This is a genomic window from Streptomyces sp. NPDC029159 (genome assembly GCF_055564055.1).
In genome coordinates, this window is sequence record NZ_JBVHWT010000001.1 from 292,175 (window position 1) to 313,713 (window position 21,539).

Genomic DNA, 21,539 nt, shown 5'->3' on the forward strand with positions numbered 1-21,539 from the left:
GCACGCGTGCAGGTGTCCCGGCCCACGGGCGCCATACGAGGGTCCAGTGGTCTCGGGCGTCGCTTCGCGGACCCGGTTCACTTCCGGGTGGAGGACCGCAGCCCCAGCGGCCCGGCGATCTCCGCCGCCATGACCTTGCCCGCCTCCTCGGCGAGCCGGTCCTCGTCGCCGCCGGCACCGCTGTCGGTGTCCAGCCCGTCGAGCGCGTCCAGCGGCTGGTCGAGGCGGACGTGCGCGACCAGCGACTGGAGGGCGCGCAGCGACGCCGACGCGGTCGGACCCCAGTTGGTGAGGTAGGAGAACTGCCACCACCACAGCGCCTCGCTGACCCGGCCCGCCCGGTAGTGCGCGAGCCCGTGCCGCAGATCGGTGACGATGTCGGCGAGGTCGTCGGAGATCCGGCAGGCCACCGGCTCGCTGCGCGGCACGTACGGGTCGAAGACCTCGGAGTACACGTCGACCGGGTCCAGAAGGCGGGCGAACTGCTCACGCAGCGCGTCGGCGTCCGGCTCCGGTCCGCTGTCCGGTTCGTAGCGCTCGTCCGGGACGATGTCCTCGTGGGCGCCGAGGCGTCCGCCGGTGAGCAGCAGCTGGGAGATCTCCAGCAGCAGGAACGGCACCGCGCTGTCCGGCTCGTCACCCTTGGCGACCTCGGTCACCGCGACGATGAAGCTCTCGATCGAGTCGGAGATCGATACGGCGAAGTCATCGGGATTCTGCGTCGCGTTGTGCAGCGTGGCATCAGACATCGAGAAGTCTCCTCCCTTCGAAGGCCCGCCCGAGCGTGACCTCGTCGGCATACTCCAGGTCTCCTCCGACCGGCAGTCCGCTCGCCAGTCGCGTCACCTTCAGCCCCATGGGCTTGATCATGCGCGCCAGATACGTGGCGGTGGCCTCGCCCTCCAGATTCGGGTCGGTGGCCAGGATCAGCTCGGTGACGGTGCCGTCGGCGAGCCTGGCCAGCAACTCCCGGATCCGCAGATCGTCCGGCCCCACGCCCTCGATCGGGCTGATCGCCCCGCCGAGCACGTGGTACCGGCCGCGGAACTCCCGCGTCCGCTCGATCGCCACGACGTCCTTGGGCTCCTCGACGACGCAGATGACCGCCGGGTCGCGGCGCGGGTCCAGGCAGACCCGGCACTGCTCCTCCTGTGCGACGTTGCCGCACACACTGCAGAACCGGACCTTCGCCTTGACCTCCATCAGCGCGTTCGCGAGCCGTCGGACGTCGGTCGGCTCGGCCTGCAGGACATGGAAGGCGATCCGCTGCGCGCTCTTGGGACCGACGCCGGGCAGCCTGCCCAGCTCGTCGATCAGATCCTGAACCACGCCTTCGTACACGGAACGTCTTCTTTCTCTTCTGCCCTGCTCAGTACGCTAGTTGGCCACCGCCGGAATGGGGAGACCGCGGCCGGCCCCGGGCCTCAGAAGGGCAGGCCGGGGATGCCGCCGCCCAGGCCCTGCGCCAGCGGGCCGAGCTTGCTCTGCTGAAGCTGCTGGGCGCTGGCGTTCGCGTCCCGGACGGCCGCGAGCACCAGGTCGGCGAGGGTCTCGGCGGTCTCCTCCGCGGAGTCGACATCGACCGCCTTCGGGTCGATGACCAGGCTCTTCAGCTCACCGGAGCCGGTCACCGTCGCCTTGACGAGGCCGCCGCCCGCCGAACCCTCGACGGGCGTCTCCGCCAGCTCCTGCTGGGCGGCCGCAAGGTCCTGCTGCATCTTCTGGGCCTGCTGGAGCAGCTGCTGCATATTGGGCTGACCACCGGGGATCACGACGTGACTCCTGCCATACGACAACGATTGGTGCGGTAGCCCGAGCCTACGTGCTTCCCGGGACGGGCGCCTTACGCCGTACGGACGAGCCGCCACACATACGCCCGGCCTGTTCCGCTCCCCTCATTCTCCCCCTGCGGGGTGAACGGAACGGAGCCGTCCGACCACCCGCGGCGGTACGGGCGGCGGCCTGCGCACCGGAGCCTGCGCGGAGCGGCCCGGCGGCGCCCCGAAGCCTCACGGGGCCCCGGGCGCCCCGCCGTCTCACTCGTTGTTGAACTCCTCCACGACCGTCGCGCCCAGCTCCCGCACGATGAGGTCGTGGCCGCTCAGGGCGGAGTCGACGAGGTCGGGGTCGTCCTCCTCCGGCATGTCGTACTCGACGGAGACCGGCGGCGGCTCGGGCGAGACCTCGGGCTCCGCGGAGCGGCCGCCCGGACCGCCGGACGACGGCGACGACACGGCCTCCCGCGCCATCCGGGCACCCTGGCCGCCACCGGAGGCGCCGCCCCCGGCCGCCGGACCGCCCTGCGCGGGCGCGGGCGACGGCGGGCCGGACTGCGCGGGGCCGCCGTACCCGCCGCTCTGACCTGCGCCGTTACCGCCGCCCTGGCCGCCGAAGCCGCCCCCGCCGCTGCCGCCGCGGGCACCACCGGTCGGCGGGTTGGTACCGCCCGACGGGTCGACGATGGCCTCGACCCGCCACTGCACATGGAACGTCTCGGCGAGCACGTCCTTGAGCACGTCCTCGCTACCGCCGTTGGCGAAGCTGTCGCGCGCCCCGGCGTTGGGGAAGCCGATCTGGAGGGTGGTCCCGTCGAAGCCGGAGACCTGGGCGTTCTGGCTCAGCAGGATCCAGGTGAAGCGCCGGCGGCCCTTGACCGCGTCCAGGATCTGCGGCCACATCTGCCGCACCTGCGCCGCGCCCTGCCCGCCCCCGGCCGGGGCCTGCGGTGCGGGCGCCGCCGCGGCGGGCTGCTGCGGCGCCGCTGCGGGCTGCTGCGGAGCCGCTGCGGGCGCCGGGGCGGACGGACGCGCCCCCTGCCCCGGAGCCGCGGCCGACGGCCAGCCGCCGGGCCGCCGCGCGGCCTCGCCCTGACCTGCGCCACCGCTCCCGGGCCAGGCACCGGGCCGCGCGGGAGCGGGGGCCTCGCCCGCCGCGGCGGGCGCACCGGCCGCCGGGCCGCCACCCGTACCGCCGGGCCAGGCACCGGGACGCGGCTGCTCCCCGGCCTGCTCGGCCGCGTGCGAACCGCTCCGCGGCGCCGCGCCCTCCGCGGGCGCGGCGGCCGGGGGCTGAGCCGCCACGGGCGGAGCCGCAGCGGGCTGGGGCGCCGTGGGAGCGGCCGGAGCGCCGGTCGCCCCGCGCACCGCCGCCCGCGCCGCCGCCGGACCCGCGGGGCCCGCGGGCGGACCCACCGGATGCGCCTCCGGCCCGGGCACGTACCCGGCGGCGGGGCCGCCGCCCTCGATCACCGGCGCACCGCCGCCCGCGAAGGCGGCCCCGCCGCCCCCGGCGAGCCCGGCCGCGCCGGCACCGCGCTCCAGCCGGTCCAGCCGGCTCTGCACGGATCGCTCGTCGTCGTACGCCGCGGGGAGCAGCACCCGGGCGCAGATCAGCTCCAGCTGGAGACGGGGCGAGGTGGCGCCGCGCATCTCTGTCAGCCCGGTGTTGACCAGATCGGCGGCGCGGCTCAGCTCCGCGGCGCCGAACACGGACGCCTGCGCGGTCATCCGCTCCACGACATCGGCGGGCGCATCGATCAGCCCCTTCTCCCCCGCATCCGGCACCGCGGCGAGAATGACCAGGTCACGCAGGCGTTCCAGCAGATCGGCGACGAATCGGCGCGGGTCGTTGCCACCCTCGATGACCCGGTCGACGACCTCGAAGGCCGCGGCGCCGTCCCCGGCCGCGAACGCCTCGACGATCGCGTCCAGCAGCGATCCGTCCGTGTACCCGAGCAGCGCCGTCGCCATGGCATACGTCACACCGTCGTCACCGGCACCGGCGAGCAGCTGGTCCATGACGGACATCGAGTCACGCACCGAACCGGCACCGGCGCGCACCACCAGCGGCAGCACCCCGTCCTCGACGGGCGCCGACTCCCGCTCGCACACCTCGGAGAGGTAGTCCCGCAGCGTCCCGGGCGGCACCAGACGGAAGGGGTAGTGGTGCGTACGCGAGCGGATCGTCCCGATGACCTTCTCGGGCTCCGTCGTCGCGAAGATGAACTTCAGATGCTCCGGCGGCTCCTCGACCACCTTCAGCAGGGCGTTGAACCCCGCCGAGGTGACCATGTGCGCCTCGTCGATGATGTAGATCTTGTACCGGCTGGAAGCGGGCCCGAAGAACGCCTTTTCCCGCAGGTCACGGGCGTCGTCCACACCACCGTGGGAGGCCGCGTCGATCTCGATCACATCGATCGAACCCCGGCCGTTGCGCGCCAGGTCCACACAGGACTGGCAGGTGCCGCACGGGGTGGGGGTGGGGCCTTCCGCACAGTTCAGACAGCGCGCCAGGATGCGCGCACTGGTCGTCTTGCCGCACCCGCGCGGGCCGCTGAACAGATACGCGTGGTTGACGCGGTTGTTCCGCAGGGCCTGCTGGAGCGGATCGGTCACGTGCTCTTGCCCGATGACCTCGGCGAAGGTCTCGGGTCGGTAGCGGCGGTACAGCGCGAGGGACGACACGCATACGACGATATCGGCCCCCACCGACAACCGGGCCGCCCGCAAACGCAAACGCCCCTCACGCACCCGCCAGAGCCGACCTACCCTTGCTGCCTTCCGGCCCTGGGGGAGTTCAGTCAGATAGCGCCACGTGAGGGGCTGCGCACCACAGTAGCCGATCCCCACCCCCGAACACGACCCGCCCCCACCTGCGACTCCCTCCCACCCCCACCCGGAACCCCGCTCTCCGGATCATGGTCGCGAGCACCCCTCAACGTCTTGTATTGTTTGCGGCGGAGGATTCGCCTAGTGGCCTAGGGCGCACGCTTGGAAAGCGTGTTGGGGGCAACCCCTCACGAGTTCGAATCTCGTATCCTCCGCCAGTGCCTCACCGGGCACTAACGTTGAAGGGCCCCACCGTTTGCGGTGGGGCCCTTCAACGTTGGTGGTCTCAGTTCTGGTCTCAGTTGCGCGGGGCGGACAGCCGCGGATCTCCACGGTCAGACTTCCGCTGCTCTCTGTCGACGATCAGGTGAGTCGTGATCGTCGACCGCTCGAGGTCAAGATCCTTCTGGGCGACCAACATGAGGCTCCACGGCAACGTGCGGGCCCCACCCAGCCCGGGCCGCCCCTTGGGACCGGCCAGCAGGTAGGTCGATCACGGCCTCATTGTCAGACGACCAAAATAGGATCCCAGCGGAGACTCCGCGGCTTCCAGCCCGCCACCCGGACACGAGCAAGGACACCCCCGACTGATGGCAGTGACCCAGCAGGAGATCGAGAACCGGTTGTGGGACGCCGCCGACGAACTGCGCGTGGCAATGCCCGAAGCTCAGTACTCCTCGGTCGTCTTCCCGCTGATGTTCTGGAAGTACCTGTCGGATACCTGGGAGCACACCCACCAGACCTTCCTCCGGGAGAACGAGGACCTCAACCTCTCGGCCGAGGAGGCCGACGAGGTCGAGTACAGCAACTACCAGACGTTCAAGATCCCGCTCATCTTCCCTGGCACCGTCGCCGAGAGCCGCGCCTCTTGGTCATCCATCCTCGCCACCGTCGCCCAGCACGGCCTCGGCCAGCGGGTTCGCGCTTCCCTCCAAGCCATCGAGTCGGCCAACCCTGACAAGTTCTCCCGTCTGTTCGGGTCCATGACCTGGACCTCCGAAGCGGTGCTGCCAGGGGAGGTACTGGCATCAGTCATGCGGGCGATGGACCGCACTCCCAAGATGCACGAGGGCAACATGTCCCACGACGTGCTCGGTGGAGCGTACGAGTACCTGCTCAAGCGCTTCTCTGACGGGTCAGGCACCCGCGCTGGCCAGTTCTTCACCCCGCGCGAGGTAGTCGAGCTGATCATCGAGCTGCTGGCCCCCAAGAACCACGATTCGGTGTACGACCCGACCTGTGGGTCAGGCGGCATGCTCATTGCCGCCGCGAGCCTCCTGAAGTCCCACGGCGGGCGGGGGTACACACTGAGCCTGAACGGACAGGAGGCAGTAACGGACACCGCAGGTGTGGCCCGCATGAACCTCTTCATGCACAACCTGACCGATTTCAAGGTCGAGGTCGGCGACACCCTGAGGGATCCGCGCTTCAAGAAGCCGGACGGGTCCGTGAGGCAATTCGACGTGATCGTCGCCAATCCGCCCTACAGCCTGAAGTGGAAGCCCTGGACCAACGACCCGCGCGCCATCGGAGGGGTCGCCCCGCGGTCGTCGGCGGACTGGGCCTTCGTGCAACACATGATCGCCAGCATGGACCCGAAGAAGGGCCGTGCCGGTGTCGTCCTGCCGCACGGCGTCCTCTTCCGAGTTGGGCAGGAAGCAGCTATCCGTCGGCGAGTCCTGGGCGACGACCTCTTGGAAGCCGTAATCGGGCTGCCATCGAACCTCTTTTACAGCACGACGATTCCAACCTGCATCCTCGTATTCCGCGCCCCTGGCACCAAGACCCCGGAGCGGCAGAGCGGCGTGCTGTTTATCGACGCCTCCGCGCGGTTCACTAAAGCCAAGAATCGCAACCTTCTCACTGACGCAGACATCGCCGACGTCGTGACGGCCTACCGCTCAGGCTCCGACGGTGGCGGAGAGGCCGGCCTCGCGGCGCGCTTTGTCCCCACTACGGAGATCGTGGCGAACGGGTACGACCTCAACATCGGCCGCTACATCAAGCAGGCCGCCGCCGAGCAGGAGGACCTCGGCACCCTCATCGACGCTTACAACATCGCCCGCACTGAGCGCCAGAAGACCGAGCAGCACATGCTCGAGGTCCTCTCTGCCGCCGGAATCGAGGGCTTCGATGAGTGACTGGCAGCAAATCAGCCTCGGCGACCTTGAGACTCCCGCGCGCCGCAAGGTAGCCGTTCCGCCGCAGGGATCGAAGGCTTCGGAGAGTGACGGATATCCACTTCGTCCGCTCGGAGAATTGATGCGCCTCGACATCCAGCGCACACCGATGAAGCCTGGAACTACCTACCGCCTAGCCGGGGTCCTGAATGCAGGAAAGGGGGTTATCGCTAAGGGTGAGCTCGACGGTGGAGATACAGAGTACGCGGCGATGAACGTGCTGCGCGCCGACCAAGTCGTAATGCGAAAACTGACTGCGTGGGAAGGGCCAATCACGGTAGTACCTGCCGAGTGCGACGGATTCGTCGTCAGCAACGAATTCCCGACGTTCACGCTCGGCCCAGAACTGATGCCCAACTGGATGAGACACGTCTGCGGCTCACCGCGACTGTGGGCAGAGATGAAGAACCGAGTGAGCGGGACGGTTCAACGGCGCAAGCGTCTCACCCCAGAGCAACTCTTGCAGATCCAACTCCCGATCCCCCCTCGCAAGGTACAAGCGCGGATCGTCGACGTGCTTGATGCCGTGGATGACCAGGTCACCGCGCTCGACATGGAGGCGGATGCGCTTCGAGATGTTCTTCGCCGCCTTCGCGCCGACTCGATGACCGATAGTTCAGCTGATGAAGTCCGCGCGAACGAGGCATTCAGCATCACGATGGGACGCCAGCGCTCACCGCAACGCGCCACTGGCCCGCACATGACTTCCTACCTACGGTCTGCCAACGTCGGCTACGGAACCCTCGACCTCTCCGACGTACTTGAGATGGACTTCAACCCGAGCGAGCGGGAAACCTTCGGGCTCCGGTACGGGGACGTCCTCGTCTCCGAGGGGAGCGCGAGCGAGACCGCAGTGGGAATGCCAGCCATGTGGCGGGACGAGATCCCAGCTCCGGTCTGCTTCCAGAACACCCTGCTTCGCTATCGCGCCATCCGGGGCGTCAGTATTTCTGCGTTCGTCAAGCACTGGTGCCTGTGGGCGTACGAGTCCGGGCAATTCCGAGACGTAGCTGGCGGAACCAACATCAAGCACATCGGCTCCAGGCGAGCGGCACAGATGCTGGTGCGCCTACCGAACGTCACGGACCAGGAACGTATCGCAGCAGAGCTCGACTCGCTAAGCGAAGTCGTCGCGGCGACCCGCGCAGAGGCCGCACGACTCCGTGAAGTCCGGGCTGGACTGCTGTCGGGGCTACTGGACCGCACCATCCAGATTTAGTCTGCCTACCTGGGGGGCTGAGCCGTGGCAAAGGGCATACGAGAGCGCGAGTTCCAGAACTCGATGATTCAGTGGTCCCTCCCGATGGGATGGGACTTCAAAGCGGGCAGGTCACTGCCGCGTGAGACGACACAAACGGTGCTCGCCAGCCAGTTGCGGGACGCCATTGCACGGCTCAACCCTGAGGTAATCGACGGGTACGACGTGGACGCCGTGGTCGAGGAGATCATCGCCATGGTCAACGCCGTAGACGGCGGGCTGGTGCGAGCCAACGAGCAGGTACTGGAACTGCTGTGCGGGCACAAGGAGTTCCGGGGCGCCGACGGCGTGTGGCACGCCTTGAAGGTCATCGATTTCGAGAACCCGACCACCAACACCCTGGTCGTGTCGGACGAGGTGACCATAACCATCCCCGGCAAGACTCCCCGCCGGTTCGACCTCGTCTACTGGGCCAACGGCCTGCCCCTCGTTGTCGTGGAGGTGAAGTCACCTACCGCTAAGTCAGGGTGGGCCGACGCCGCACGCGAGATCAACGACGTGTACGCCACCGAATATCCGTGGTTCTTCACCCCCAATGTCTTTGCTGTCGCCTCCGACGGACTGAAGCTGCGGTTCGGTGCCGCTGGTGCGCCCCTGAACTTGTGGCAGCCGTTCCGATCCACTGACGACGACGAGAACCTGTCCGGGCAGGCCGACGTGCAGCGCTCCGTCGAGCTGCTGCTCAACCCGGCCACGGTCCTGGACATGCTCGCCAACTTCACCCTCTTCGACACCTCTGGAGGCGGGGCGGACAAGAAGTACCTGCCCCGCTACCCACAGATGGAGGCCGCCCATCTGATCCACAGGCGGGTCCTGGCCGACGGCAAGAAAGGTCTGGTCTGGCACCACCAAGGCAGCGGGAAGACACTGCTGATGGTGTTCGCTGCTTCGCTGCTGCTGGCTGACACCCGCACCGAGTCGCCCACGATCATCTTGCTCTCGGACCGAACCCAGCTCGTGCGGCAAACCTCCGGGGTGTTCACCTCCGCGATGGGAGACGCCTACTTCCACCAGCCCGTAACCAGCAAGGAATTGCGTTCCCTGCTGGCTGACGATGTGCGCGGCGTCATCTCCACGACCGTCCACAAGTTCGCCGGCGCCGGCAAGAACTTGTCGACCCGCCGCAACATCATCGTGCTGGTCGATGAGGCACACCGCACGCAGTCATCCGAGGAAGAGTCCCTGGCGGGGCAGATGCGCGCAGCGTTGCCGCGCGCGAAGTTCTTCGGGATGACCGGCACACCCGTCAGGAGCCTCGCCACCAACACCTTCACTCTCTTCGGCGAGGAGAGTGACCCGAACAGGGTGCTGCATCGATATTCGGTGTCCCGGTCCCTGCAGGACGAGGCAACCGTTCCAGTCATGCTGGACCCGCATCCGGTCACCTTCGAGATGAACGACCAGGCCCTACAGGCCGAGTTCGACCAGTTCGCCGACGAATTCGACCTCGACGCCCCCGACCGGGAAACCTTGTCCCGCAAGTTCGGGCGCCTCACCTCGGTGTTTACCAGCCCCGAACGCATCCACACGGTCTGCCAAGACATCGTGGACCACTACCTGGCCGGCACCTATCGCAACGGCCTCAAGGCGCAGGTCGTCGCCTACAACCGTGAACTGGCCGTGGCGTACACGGACAAGATCAACGAACTGCTGGCCGGCTACGAGGCAGCGCAAGTACTCGCCGAGGTCGGCAAGCACGATCGGATCACCGCAGAGGTGAATATCCACGTCTCGGACGCCAAGACCGAGGAAGCGGCCATGCGGCCTTATCGGCTCTCCGAGGTCGACGAGGAGGACCAGAAGCGGCGGTTCCTCACTCCCGATGACCCACTGTGCTTCCTGGTCGTGACGGCCAAGCTGATGACTGGGTTCGATGCCCCCAACGAGGGCGTCCTCTACCTGGACAAGCCAATGAAGGCTCACAACCTGTTCCAGACGATCACTCGCCCGAACCGCACCTGGGTGTCTCCGACCGGATTCGTGAAAACCACCGGCGTGGTCGTGGACTACATCAGCCTGGCAGAAGAGGTCCAGCGTGCCGTCGTCGACCCCACCTCGGAGGGGTCCGCCGGCAAGGGCGGTGGGTTCGTCGCCGACCTGACCGACCTGGTCGCCGAGTTCCGCACCACCTTCGCCCGCATCGAAGACCTCCTCGCAGACGTGGACGGCCTCGACCTCACGGCCCACGGATACGAGTCCGTACGTGCCATCAACGGCTTCCTGGACGCCAACCCTGACGCCGCCGAGGTCTTCAGCAAGAACTACCGGCTTCTGGCCCGCCTGTACCCACTCATCAACACGGACAAGCGAGTCGCCAAGTACCAGGACGGGTTCGGGCTCTTCGGATCTGCGTACACGACCCTGTTCAAGAAGTCTTCCGACGAGGAGAGGAAGGAGCGGCTGGGCGAACTGGGGCCGATGGTCCTGGAGATAATCAATGCCCACGTCCACTCCTTCTCGGTGGCCGCCTCCCAGGAAGAAGCTCTCGTCCTGGATGCCCAGGGCATCACGATCCTCAAGGAGCTGCTGGCCCTCGTCCGCCCCAAGTCCGGCAAGGACGACAGCGAGGTCAAGAGGCCGCCGTCTGCGGCGGAGATCCTGGACCAGATCAAGGCCGCCCTCGAGAAGGGCGTCGAACCAGGGTCCGCGAAGTACACCGCCTTGGCAGAGCGGATCAGGCAGCTGCGGGACCGAATCATCCAGAACGCACAGGATGCTCTGGAGTTCCTGGCCGACGCCCTCCGGGTCGCCCGTGCCATCGTGAACGCCGAGAAGCACCCCGACGAAGCCGTCGTGCTGGATGACGACCATGTAGGTGTCCTGTCGCGGATCATCCACGACCACGCACCGTCCGGCCTCACCGTCACGGAGCAGAACCTGGCCGAGGAGATCGACCAGGTGGTCAAGCGCACCCTTGCCCAGTCATGGGACAACGCTGAGGCCCGCAACCGCGGTGTCCGCCGAGGCACCGCCGTGGTGTTCCGCCGGTACATGTTGAAGCCGGTGGGGGAGCCGTATGGCTCCACTGTCGCCTACATCGAGGCCCACTATCTCGTCGACTGAGGTACACACCGAGGCCCGGCAACCTGTGGCGGTTGCCGGGCCTCGTCGTGCGCGGGCCCGATGTACTCCCTGGCATCATCGGGCCGGCACTCCTCTGATTCGCCGTGGTGGGTGGCAATCCGGGGCACTACCAGTCGCGGGTTCTCATGCGGGACGTACGGGAGCCTCCGGGGGCGGCGGCTCCGCGGCCCGGTGGCCGTCAGCATCGTCGCCGGCTCACTGATCACCGCGTGGCTGCTCGTCTTCCTGATACGTGGGCACCGTTCCGGACGCCGCAAGGAGATATCTGACATGACGTCGGCCACTGGGGAGAAGACCGTCCTGACGCGCCTCGCCGTTCTCGCCCTGCGGCGCGGGACGGCGCGGCGCGGGCGGGCCTGGGCCGGTCTGCTCCTCGGCCCCGCCGATGTCACCGTGCTGGCGGTGCTGGTCACCGCGGGCGGGACGGTCTCATGGGGTCTGTGACGCCCGGCGGCACCACAGCAGGGCGGCGGCGGTCAGCATCGCGGGCCACAGCAGATATGCGCCCGTCAGGGCGAGCAGGACGCAGATGAGCAGGAGGGAGACCACCGCGGCGGCCGTGCCCCAGCGGGTGTGGGGGCGGAGGATGCGGGCGCCGGCGGCCGAGCCGAGGGCGTAGACGGCGCCCAGGCAGGCGGTGGTGGTCAGTACCAGGGGCTGTACGGGGGTTCCGGTGAGGGTGGCGGCGGTGAAGACGGTGGCGGCGATCGCGGCGACCACGGTCAGGCTGCGGCGCGGGACGCCGCCCGGTTCGGCGCCGGTGCCCAGGGTGCGGGGCAGGGCGCCGTCGCGGGCCAGGGCGGCGCCGAGTTTGGCGGTGCCGGCGATGTAGGCGTTCATGGTGCCGAGGGTGGTGAGGATCGCGATCACCCCGGCGAGGACCCCGCCCAGCGGGCCGAAGCCCAGCTCCAGCAGGGCGGCCAGGGAGGTCGCCGAGGTTCCGGCGGCGGTGTCGAGGGCCAGCACGGTGACGGTCGCCAGGGCGAGGTAGAGGACGCCGATGGTGAGCAGCGCGGCGGCGGTCGCGCGTTTGATGTCGCGGCGCGGGTGGGCGAACTCCGCCGACAGGTGGGTGACCGTCTCCCAGCCCGTGAACGACCAGACGAGGAGCGCCGCGGCGGGGCCGATCGCCGACCAGCCGTGCGGGGCGAAGGGGTGCAGCCGCGCCGGGTCCGCGTGCGGGAGCGCCACCAGGATGCCGAGGACGAGCAGCAGGGCCAGCGAGCCGGAGAGGAGGAGTTGGACGCGTCCGGAGACCCGTACGCCGAAGGCGTTGGCCAGGAAGCCCGCGACGAGCAGGGCCGCGGCGTAGCCGGTGGTCGCCGCGGGGCCGCCGCCGGTGCTGCGTTCCAGGTAGGACGCGCCGAAGAGGGCCAGTGCGGGGATGCCGACCGGGGCGCCGAGGTAGAACCACCAGCCGACGACGGTGGCGGCGCGGTTCCCGAACGCCCGCCGTACGTAGGTCGACACGCCGCCCGGGTCGGGCTGCCGGGCGGCCAGTGCGGCGAAGGTCGCGGCGAGCGGCACCGACAGCACGACGAGCGCCGCCCAGGCCAGCAGCGACGCGGGGCCGGCCGCCTGTGCGGTCAGTCCGGGGAGGGCGAGGACGCCGGTGCCCAGCACCGCCCCGACGTAGAGGGCGGTGCCCTGCGGGAGGTTGAGCCGCCCGGTGGTGGCCGGGCCTTCGGCCGGAGCGGGGGCCGCGGGGTGCGGTGAGCGGTGCGGTCGGCCCGGATGCGCGGGGCGATTCCGGGGTGGGGTGGCGGGCGCCATTTCGTCCTCCTTCGCGTCGGCTTCACGCTAGGGCGCGCGCCCGCTGCTCCCACAGGGGAAGTTGAAGGAGTTCGGCGGCCGTCACCTGGGAAATTTCCGTATTCTTGGCCGATGGCTGAAGAGGTGAAAGCGGCGCTCGACGCGACCGATTGGCGGATCCTGGAGGAATTGCAGGCCAATGCCCGCATCACCTTCAGTGAGCTGGGACGACGGGTCTCCCTGACGCCTCCGGCGGTCACCGAGCGGGTCCGGCGGCTGGAGCAGTCCGGGATCATCGAGGGGTACCGGACGCGGGTCAATCTGTCCGGGCTCGGACTGCCGATCCTGGCCATCGTCAACATCGTGTTTCCGGGCAGCAATTACCAGGAATACCTCCGCGTTTTCCGCGACTGCCCGGAGATCGTGGAGTGCCACCACGTGACCGGCAGCGACTGCTTCGTCGCCAAGGTGGCGGCCCGTTCGATGGGCCATCTCGAAGAGGTCACCGCGCGCATCACGAAGATCGGCTCGCTGTCGACGACGATCGTCTACTCGACGAATGTGAGCGACCGGGTGATCACGCGCGAGATGGCCGAGCCCGGCCACCGCGCCCGGCCGCCCGTGAACGTCAACGGGAGCGGGGACGGTGGCCGGGCCCGGCCCGGGGAGATCACCTAGGGGAACGGCCCGGTCCCGGGCCCGTGGTCACTCGTGGGCGCTGATCTCGCCGCCGGCGGTGAGGACGATGGAGACACCGTTGGCGTCGACGCCGGCGGCGTGGCCGTTCGCCTCCAGGGTGGCGTCCACCGATCCCTCGTGGCCGATGATCTCGGCGCGGAAGTGGAGTTCGCCGAGCTTGGTGACCTTGGCCTGCCAGCCGCCCGCGAGGGTGAAGGTGCCCGGTCCGGTCTGTGCGCCGCCCTCCCAGGAGTGGACCTCGCCGCCCATCGTGAGCAGGACGTACATGCCGTTGAGGTCGGCCGCGGCGTCGGAGTCCTTCGTCTCCAGCGTGGCCAGGGTCTCGCCGTCGTGGACGATCTCGGCGCGGTAGTTCTGGTTGCCGAGGTCGTGGATTTCGGCCTTGCTGCCGTCCACCAGGGTCACGGTCTTGTCCGGGGAGCCCGACTCGCCCGTGGCGGACGTACCGCCCGACTGCGTGGCCTCGGCACCGGACCTGGTCTCGGCCGCGTTGCCGGACTTGGCGCCGGCGGCGGAGCCCGTCCCGCCGGTCTCGGCGGCGGCCGTGTGACCTGCGGGCTTCGTGGCGGCGGCGTCCGCGCCGGAGCAGGCGGTCAGGGTGAGTCCGGCGGCCGCGGTCAGGGCGGCGAGGGCGATGCGCAGGGTGCGGCGGCGCGGGGTGCGGGCGGCGGTGCGGGCGTTCATGCGGGGTCCCCCAGGGGCGGTCGGTGTCGTGCTCTCCTCGGTACGTCACCGACTCTGCCGGGGGCCGCTACCGTCCGGCTGCCCCGCTGCTAACACCTGACTAACCGGCGGATCCCCTACGGGTCGTCGCGTACCGGGCACCGCGTTCGCGGGCCCCCTAGGGGATCTCGGGGGCCGTCATCTGCCGGGTACTGGCGAAGCGTTGGCGGTAGTGGGTCGGGGTGGTGCCCAGGTGGCGGGCGAAGGCGCGGCGGAGGGATTCGTCGGTGCCCAAGCCGCTGTGGCGGGCGGCGGCGGTGACGCTGTGGCCGTCGAGGAGGAGTTGCCGGGCGCGGTCGAGGCGGACGCGTTCGACCCAGCGGGCCGGGGTGGTGCCCAGTTCGGCGCGGAAGCGGCGGGTCAGCTGGCGGGGGCTGACGGCCGCGGCGGCGGCCAGCGCCGGGAGACTGTGGTCGGCGGCCGGGTCGGCGAGGACGGACTCCAGGACCGGGCGGAGCAGGTCGCCGCGGACGGGCGGGGTGTCGAGCGCCGCGGAGAACTGCGACTGGCCGCCCGGCCGGTGCAGGAAGACCACCATCTCCCGGGCGATCTCGCGGGCCACCTCCGCACCGTGGTCGTCCTCCACCAGCGCGAGGGTCAGGTCGATGCCCGCGCTGATGCCCGCCGAGGTGACGTACCGGCCGTCGCGGAGGTGGAGCGCGTCCGGCTCGACGCGTACCCGCGGGTGGCGGCGGGCGAGGGCGGCGGCGTGCCGCCAGTGGGTGGTGGCGCGACGGCCGTCCAGCAGGCCCAGATCGGCGAGGACGAAGGCGCCGGTGCAGACGGAGGCGATGCGGGCCGCCCCGGGGGTGAGCGCGCGGACGGTCGCCAGGAGGGCCTCGTCGGGCGGCTCCTCGGCGAGGCGGTCGCCGCCGGCGACCAGCACCGTGTGGACCGGCCCGGCCTCCTGTGCCCGGACGGTGCCGGTCAGCGCCGGTCCGGCGGCGGTGGTGACCGGCCCGCCGCCGGGTGCGACCAGCACCAGCTCGTACGGGCATCCGAAGCGGCCCGCCTGGTGCAGTACCTCCGACGGGCCACTGACGTCGAGGAGGGTCACCCCGTCGAAGACGACGAACGCCACCCGCAGCGGTGTGGCCGCGCCCCGGCGGCATGTCCGAATCCGTGGTTCATCCGGCCGTGAGGACATGGCGCCAGCGTAGGGGCCGGGGCGAATCTGGGGGCAAGCGGAAGAGAGGACGTGCGTACCCATGAGTGCATCGATCGCAGGAGTACGGATTCCGGACAGTGCGCTGGCGCGGGAGGCCACCGAGCTGGTGCGGGAGGCGGCGGCGCCGCTGGTCTTCGACCATTCGCGGCGGGTCTTCCTGTGGGGCACGCTGCGCGGCCGGGAGCAGGGGCTGACGGTCGACCCGGAGCTGCTGTACGTCGGGGCGATGTTCCACGATCTGGGGCTGACCGAGCGCTACCGCCGGACGGACCAGCGGTTCGAGATCGACGGCGCCGACGAGGCCCGCCGCTTCCTGCACGCCCACGGCATCACGGGCGAGCCGGCCGACCGGGTGTGGACGGCCATCGCACTGCACACCACCCCCGAGATCCCGCTCCACATGGCGCCGGAGATCGCGCTGGTCACCCGGGGTGTGGAGCTGGACGTCCTGGGCATCGGCTACCACGCGGTCTCGGACGAGGAGCGGGCCGCGGTGGTCGCGGCGCACCCCCGGCCGGACTTCAAGAACGGCATCCTCGCCGCGTTCACGGAGGGCATCAAGGACCGGCCGGAGACGACGTTCGGCAATGTGAAGGCGGATGTGCTGGCGCATTACGTGCCCGGGTTCGTGCGGGGGGACTTCGTCGAGGTGATCAAGAACTCCGACTGGCCGGAGTGAGGCCGCGCCGCCCGGCGCCCCCGGGCCGGGTGAGGGCCTGCCCGGCCTTCCCGGGCCGGGTCAGGCTCAGTCCGGGGCGGGGCGCCGTTCAGCTCCCCCCGTTGATCTCCGCCCGCGCCACCGCGCACTCCGCCACTTCCCACCTGTCGAGGATCTTCCCGTAGGTGCCGTCCTCGATGAGCCGGTTCAGGGAGGCGCGGACGGCGGCGCGGAGGGCCGGTTGGTTCTTGGCGACGGCGATGCCGAAGGGGCGCGGGGCGATCTGTCCGCCGGTGATGACGAGGGGCGGCTTCACCCGGGCGGCCGGAGCGCACGGGAACGGGCCCCACCGCGATCGGTGGGGCCCGTCAGCTGCCGTGCTGCCCTCGGGGCCGGGGTGCAGGTCAGCCGAAGCCGGGGGTGTGCGGGTTCTGCGGCCCGCCCTCGTGGGGAGGCTCGGCCCGGTCCGCGACCTCCGGGGTGTCCTGGCTGTGGTCGGCGTCCGCGGGCGGCATGGCCCAGACGCGGCGGGGCGCGGTGGGCGGGTCGGCCGGAGGCGCCGCCGGTCCGTCGTCGGACGGTACGGACCGGTCGCCCCACCACAGGGCATCGGCGGACGGCGGCGTGCCGTTCGCGGGCAGGGCGGCATCGGCTTCCTGGGTGTGCCCGGTCAGCGCCGCGTCATTGGGCGGCGGCGCGTATCCACCGTCCGGGGTCTGCTCCGGCGGCAGTCCGTAACCGCGCCGGGGATCGTGGTCCGCGGGGCGGGGCTCAACGGGCCGGTCGGGGTCTTCGTACGGGGCCGCGGCCTCGGGGACGTCGAACGGGGACGGCTGCGGGGCCGGACCGTTGCCGTCGCCGGGGGTGGCATCGGGCGCGGAGTACGGGGGGACGGGTTGCCCGTCGGGGGTGTGCCCGTCGGCTGCGTCGTATCCGCCGTCTGCGTCCTCGCCGGCCAGGGGTCCGCCGGTGAATCGTCCTTCGTGGGTCTCCTGGCCCTGGTAACCGTCCTCGGGACGGCTGTTGAACGGGCTCGCGGGGGCGGCGGGGGCTTCCTCGGGACGGTGCCCCGGGCCCCAGCCCTCCTCGGCGGATGCGCGCGGTGCCTCGTCGGCCGGGGCAGAGGCGGAAGCACTCGGGTTGTCCGGGGCCTGCTCCCCGCCCATGGTGGTGCCGTGGTGGCCGGGGGGCTCCGCGGCGGGGTCCGTGAACGGCGGCCGGGCCTCGGGGGACGGGCAGCGGTCAGGGTTCAGCCGCTGCCTGATCTTTTCGGCGTCCTCGGCCCGTCCGGCGGCCCTGGTGGAGTGGACGATGCGGTCGACGAACACCGTGCGCTCCGGCGTGCCTTCCTTCAGACCGAGTGCGTCGAGCATCTCGGCGAAATGGTCCGCCACATCACGCTCCGGCGCCACATCGGGAGCGCTGTAGGGTCCCGGACCACCCGACGCGAATCCGGTGTGCCGAAACTCCTCGTCCACATCCTCCGGAGCGGCGAAGTTCCTGTCGAAGCGGAACGATGGCTGCTCCGCCTCCGGCATGGGCATCCTGCCGACGTATTCCCCGTCTTCCTCGTCGTCGGCTGCCACCTGATCCACTCCGTTCACGGCGGCGAGGTAGGAAGCGCGGTCCGGGTATCCGGCGACGACGTGCCGGAACGGTTCGGGGATCTCGGTGTCGTTCGCGGCGGCCGACAGCTGGGCGAGCGGGCCGATCATGTTGACCGCGTCCTTGACCCGTTCGTCGTGGCGGGCCAGCCACCACACGACGGCACTGCCGGGCGTCTTGAGCACCTCGTCGCCCAGGTAGGAGCGCCGGCTGCGTTCGAAGTGCCGGTGGCGTTCCCAGTCGTCCTGGTCCTTGCGGAGCTGGGACAGCTTCTCCAGCCTGACGCGGTCGTCCTCGTCCAGCATCAGGCTGATGCCGTCCGCGACAACGGTGACCAGGTCCGAGGAGTCCGTGCGCTGGCAGCCGATCTCGCCCTGCAGCCGGTGGGGGGCGGTCTCCCAATGCTCGGGGTCCTCCTGGCCGACGACCGCCTGGGCCCGGGACAGCACGGTGGACACGGCGAGGTCCGCGAGGCCCGGCTGCACCGGGCCCGCGCCGCTGCGGAGCGGACGCCACCACACGGTGGCGGAGAACACGAAGGTGTAGTCCGGACGCGCGCTGGCCAGCCGGATGCGATCCACCCGCTTTTCGTTGAAGGGGGGTTCGGGCGGCGCCATGAGTCCGGTCGTGAAGGGTGACGGCGCGGGCTCCACCACGGGTGACGGGTCGGGGCGGTACGGGTCGGTCTCCCGCTCCTGCTCGGCGGTCTGGTGCACCACCAGCAGGGACAGGGCCGCCACCAGCGCCAGCGCCGGGAAGACGGTCACCCAGACGGGCCAGCCGAGCTGGAGTCCGAGCAGGACGGGCACGGAGCCGCCGAGCAGGACGAGGAGGAGGGGAACGGTCTTGCTTCGGAACGTCATCGGGGTTCTCCCTAGGGGGCGCCGGGGCGATCGGTCGTGAAGTCCAGGCCCTGCGCGGCGTCGATCTTCTGCCGGATCCCGGCGGCGGTCTTCTGCCGGGCTGCGCGGTCGCGCGGCGTCGGCGCGTCCGCGGCCCAGTCGCAGGTCATGACGTAGAGGTGGTTCAGGACGCCCGGGTCGCCGTCGGCCGCGCGTATCAGGGCGTTCGGCGCGCGGTCCCAGTCCGGCGGCCGTTCGTGCACCGCCGTGAAGAGCGCGAGCGCCAACGGCTTCCAGACCGCCGGGGACTCGGCCCGGGCTAGCACCGCCTGCCAGGCGTCGTGGAGGGGCTGCCGGTACGGGCAGAAGCCGAGCCGGGTGGGGTCGAGCAGTTCGAGGAGGAGCCGGAACTTCCGCTCTTCCGCTCCCCGTCTCACGGTCAGCAGCCGGTGGACGAGGCGGGCGTGGAGGCGGCGGCTGCCGCACGCCAGGTCCAGGAGTCCCTCCCATCCCTCCTCGGCCTCCGCACCGGGGCGGAGCGCCAGATGGTGCAGACGCACCAGTGCCTGGTCGGGGTGAGTGGCGGCGAGGACCTGCCGGCAGACGCCGGCCAGGACCCGGGCGAGGCCGAGGCTGAGGTGGGGCCCCGTCACCCAGTCGTAGATCCGGGCGCGGATACGGCCGGCGTGCCGTGGGTGGGCGAGACCCTGTTCGAGGAGGGCGGCGGCCTCGGTCTCCAGACGGCGAGGAGCGTCGGCGGTCCATTCCTCGGCCACGGAATAGAGGTCCCAGGGGCGGTCGACGGCGAGGCACTGCTCGGCGAACCGCACCGCCAGGCGCTCCCGGTCGCTTCCGGTGAGCCCCGGGAGGCGGGCCGCCTTCGCAATCCACTCCCGCAACACCTTCCGGAGATCGGGGTAGTTGGCCCAGAAGTGCAGGCGAACGGCCCCGTCATAAGCCAGCTCCGCGAAACGGACCCGACCGTCCTCCCGCCGCCGGACCCCCAAGGCTTTCAGCCGCTCGCCGAGCCCGGGCCGGGCGAGCAGCGGAGTTCCGTCGTCCTGGTGGCCAAGACCGTGGAGGAGTTGGGCCGCGCCGCGGTGCACCGCGTCGGCGGTGGCCTCGCTGAACATGGCGGCGGACAGCAACAGCGCCCGTTCCGGCACCTGTTCAAGCTTCTGAACCTGTTTCGTCACCTCTTCAGGCCGCTCGTTGAACGCTTTGAGCGCCTCGGCGCACCAGACGGGGAAGCTGCCTGCCTGGCCGGCCCAGTCACGGGCCCGACGCACCATGTCCGCGAAGTCGAAGATCTCCTGCATCGACGACTCGTGGAGCAGATGCTTCAGCTTCGGCACCGACGACTCGGGGAGCCAACGCCTCAGCTCCGGTGCCTCCAGGCTCCTCCGCTCGACGTGGATGCCGTTCTGCCGGAGGTGCAGTGCGAGTGCCCGCAGCCCGTCAGGGCGGCCCAGCTCGACGGTCAGCCATGCCAGCTCCGAGCGCAGGTGGTGCCTGAGCCCGGTCGGCAGCACCACGGCCATCCATGCGCCGTTGTCCGCCACTTTCTTCTGATGGATGACCAGCTGTTCCCGGGCTTCCCGGTAAGCGTCGTCGGAGGTCGCGGAGAGGTCGAGCAGGAAGCGGTCGCCTGCGGCGACCTCCGCACCCCCCTCGTCCCCCTCCGGCCTGGCGGGCAGTTCCTCGAACGGACTGTCCGGGGTGCCCAGCCGGTGGAGCAGCATGGTGGCAGCCGTCCGCAGCCCGATACCCTCCGGGCCGGTCAGCAGGACGGTGCTTCCCGGTTTCTTCAACCGGTCGGCGGCCTCCCCGAAGTTGACCGGTTGGACGAACCGTCGGCTCAGCCAGGCGCGGTGCTCCCGGGCGACCGTCAGCGGGTCCTTGGGAGCGCCCGCGGGCCGGAACGGGCCGCCGCCGGCCGAACCGAAAAATACGCGTGATTGTGCTGGTCACCCTCGCCTGTGTTGACCGGCCCCTGTGACTCGCCGATCCAGGTGGCGCTGCCCTCGTCGGTCACCTGTCGCTGTCCTCGGATGCGCAGCGGTTGTCGTGGTGGGTGCCGATGGCTCCGACGGGGCCGAAGTGGCCTCCGGTGATGAGCGTTCCGCCGGACACCTCGCCCTCGATACGGGTCCCGTTGTTCTGGTCACCGGCGATGTGGGTGGTGTGCTGATCACCCGCGACGTGGGTGCCGCCGACCGGCCCGGCGACATCGCCTGCGACATAGTTCGCGCCGTCCCCGGAGAGTTGCGGGGCGTGCTGGGTGCCGCTTCCCGTGTGAACGGGACCGGTCGATTCACCGATGTAGGTGCCGCGGAAGTCACGGCCCACGCCGCCGATGCCGATGTTCCGGCCTTCCACCCGGTTCCCCCCGCCCGCCTCAGCGGCGCTCCGCGTCGTCTCCTCGCCCCCGTGCCGGTCGGCCTCGGCGAGATGGGGGACCAGCTCGGCGATGTCGTCGCCGATGCGCTGGAGGCCGGCGGTGTGGTCGCGGTGGTACAGCCGGCGGTACTGGCAGTCCGCGAGCCAGGCGAGGTTCTTCGGCAGCTGGGAGCGCTGCAGCCGGAGCGTGTCCCCGACCAGTACCGGGATGACCTGCGCCGATCCGGCCGCCTCCACGAGTTCCCGGCGCGTCCAGTCCGCGGGCACGTCCAGTGCCCGCCTGCCGTCCTTGGCCTGCACGGTCAGCCAGTCCGGCCCGATCACCGCCAGCAGGACGTGGCAGCGGCGCGCGGCGGCGACCAGCCCCTTCCGGAAGTCCTGGCCCGCCTCGATGGACTTGCTGGCACGGAAGATCTGATCGGTGCCGAAGCGCCCCGAGAGATAGACATCCAGCGTGGTGGCGGTGGCCTCTTCGTCCTTGGTGCGGTAGTTGATGAAAACCTCGTGCATGGCGGTGTTCTCTTTTCCTCTTCGGTTCTCTGCGGGTTCGGTCCGCCGGGGGC

General features: G+C 70.3%; 17 protein-coding genes, 1 tRNA gene and 1 other RNA gene. 7 read left to right on the forward strand and 12 right to left on the reverse strand.

The genetic code is table 11. The annotated features are described in order from the left end of the window. Positions 1–77: 77 nt before the first annotated feature. From ACZ4U4_RS01280 to ffs, 5 genes are all read right to left on the reverse strand, one after another. Positions 78–749, reverse strand: coding sequence for a DUF5063 domain-containing protein (locus ACZ4U4_RS01280; protein WP_467868122.1), 672 nt, complete (start codon positions 747–749; stop codon positions 78–80). Further along, the gene (recR, locus tag ACZ4U4_RS01285; RefSeq protein WP_030285547.1) at positions 742–1,341 is read right to left on the reverse strand and encodes a recombination mediator RecR; all 600 of its coding nucleotides are present in this window, start codon (positions 1,339–1,341) and stop codon (positions 742–744) included. The genes ACZ4U4_RS01280 and recR overlap by 8 nt, the downstream gene beginning before the upstream one ends. Positions 1,342–1,424: 83 nt before the next feature. After that, positions 1,425–1,772, reverse strand: a complete 348-nt coding sequence (locus tag ACZ4U4_RS01290) for a YbaB/EbfC family nucleoid-associated protein (RefSeq protein ID WP_078654103.1) — start codon at positions 1,770–1,772, stop codon at positions 1,425–1,427. Positions 1,773–2,036: 264 nt separating this feature from the next. Then, positions 2,037–4,463, reverse strand: a complete 2,427-nt coding sequence (locus tag ACZ4U4_RS01295) for a DNA polymerase III subunit gamma and tau (protein ID WP_467868125.1) — start codon at positions 4,461–4,463, stop codon at positions 2,037–2,039. Positions 4,464–4,507: 44 nt separating this feature from the next. Next, positions 4,508–4,606: signal recognition particle sRNA small type (gene ffs, locus ACZ4U4_RS01300), an RNA gene on the reverse strand. Between the two features lie 131 nt (positions 4,607–4,737). On the opposite strand from ffs, the gene ACZ4U4_RS01305 reads away from it, so the two are divergent. The 5 genes from ACZ4U4_RS01305 to ACZ4U4_RS01325 all read left to right on the forward strand — a co-directional run bounded on the left by ACZ4U4_RS01305 (position 4,738) and on the right by ACZ4U4_RS01325 (position 11,573). Then, positions 4,738–4,825, forward strand: a tRNA-Ser gene (locus tag ACZ4U4_RS01305). Positions 4,826–5,197: 372 nt separating this feature from the next. Next, on the forward strand, positions 5,198–6,748 hold the full coding sequence (locus tag ACZ4U4_RS01310) for a type I restriction-modification system subunit M (RefSeq protein ID WP_467868127.1): 1,551 nt from the start codon (positions 5,198–5,200) through the stop codon (positions 6,746–6,748). Continuing rightward, entirely contained in the window at positions 6,741–8,006 is a 1,266-nt protein-coding gene (locus ACZ4U4_RS01315) for a restriction endonuclease subunit S (protein WP_467868129.1), read from the forward strand. Before ACZ4U4_RS01310 ends, ACZ4U4_RS01315 begins: the two co-directional genes overlap by 8 nt. Before the next feature lie 24 nt (positions 8,007–8,030). After that, the gene (locus ACZ4U4_RS01320; RefSeq protein WP_467868131.1) at positions 8,031–11,108 is read left to right on the forward strand and encodes a type I restriction endonuclease subunit R; all 3,078 of its coding nucleotides are present in this window, start codon (positions 8,031–8,033) and stop codon (positions 11,106–11,108) included. A gap of 291 nt (positions 11,109–11,399) precedes the next feature. Further along, on the forward strand, positions 11,400–11,573 hold the full coding sequence (locus tag ACZ4U4_RS01325) for a hypothetical protein (protein WP_467868133.1): 174 nt from the start codon (positions 11,400–11,402) through the stop codon (positions 11,571–11,573). Here ACZ4U4_RS01325 and ACZ4U4_RS01330 read toward each other — a convergent pair. Continuing rightward, entirely contained in the window at positions 11,559–12,902 is a 1,344-nt protein-coding gene (locus ACZ4U4_RS01330) for an APC family permease (protein ID WP_467868135.1), read from the reverse strand. The two genes, ACZ4U4_RS01325 and ACZ4U4_RS01330, sit on opposite strands and share 15 nt — an antisense overlap. A gap of 111 nt (positions 12,903–13,013) precedes the next feature. Here ACZ4U4_RS01330 and ACZ4U4_RS01335 point away from each other — a divergent pair, with 111 nt between their 5' ends. After that, positions 13,014–13,559: an Lrp/AsnC family transcriptional regulator gene (locus tag ACZ4U4_RS01335; protein WP_467868137.1), complete on the forward strand. Its 546-nt coding sequence runs from the start codon at positions 13,014–13,016 to the stop codon at positions 13,557–13,559. A gap of 27 nt (positions 13,560–13,586) precedes the next feature. Here ACZ4U4_RS01335 and ACZ4U4_RS01340 read toward each other — a convergent pair whose 3' ends face one another. After that, positions 13,587–14,264 (reverse strand): hypothetical protein, encoded by a 678-nt coding sequence (locus tag ACZ4U4_RS01340; RefSeq protein ID WP_467868139.1) that lies wholly within the window; start codon positions 14,262–14,264, stop codon positions 13,587–13,589. A gap of 157 nt (positions 14,265–14,421) precedes the next feature. After that, positions 14,422–15,384 (reverse strand): GlxA family transcriptional regulator, encoded by a 963-nt coding sequence (locus tag ACZ4U4_RS01345; RefSeq protein WP_467868141.1) that lies wholly within the window; start codon positions 15,382–15,384, stop codon positions 14,422–14,424. A gap of 127 nt (positions 15,385–15,511) precedes the next feature. On the opposite strand from ACZ4U4_RS01345, the gene ACZ4U4_RS01350 reads away from it, so the two are divergent. Continuing rightward, a complete protein-coding gene (locus tag ACZ4U4_RS01350) occupies positions 15,512–16,150 on the forward strand; it encodes an HD domain-containing protein (protein ID WP_467868143.1) in 639 nt (212 codons plus the stop codon). An 88-nt stretch (positions 16,151–16,238) separates the two neighbouring features. On the opposite strand, the gene ACZ4U4_RS01355 is transcribed toward ACZ4U4_RS01350, so the two are convergent. The 4 genes from ACZ4U4_RS01355 to ACZ4U4_RS01370 form a co-directional block, all read right to left on the reverse strand. Then, positions 16,239–16,445 carry a hypothetical protein gene (locus ACZ4U4_RS01355; RefSeq protein ID WP_467868145.1) on the reverse strand — a complete coding sequence of 69 codons (207 nt, stop codon included), beginning with the start codon at positions 16,443–16,445 and terminating at the stop codon, positions 16,239–16,241. 88 nt (positions 16,446–16,533) lie between these two features. Further along, entirely contained in the window at positions 16,534–18,597 is a 2,064-nt protein-coding gene (locus ACZ4U4_RS01360; protein ID WP_467868147.1) for a hypothetical protein, read from the reverse strand. 11 nt (positions 18,598–18,608) lie between these two features. Next, positions 18,609–20,387, reverse strand: a complete 1,779-nt coding sequence (locus tag ACZ4U4_RS01365) for a hypothetical protein (protein ID WP_467868149.1) — start codon at positions 20,385–20,387, stop codon at positions 18,609–18,611. 220 nt (positions 20,388–20,607) lie between these two features. Further along, entirely contained in the window at positions 20,608–21,486 is an 879-nt protein-coding gene (locus ACZ4U4_RS01370) for a TIR domain-containing protein (RefSeq protein ID WP_467868151.1), read from the reverse strand. Between the last annotated feature and the right edge of the window lie 53 nt (positions 21,487–21,539).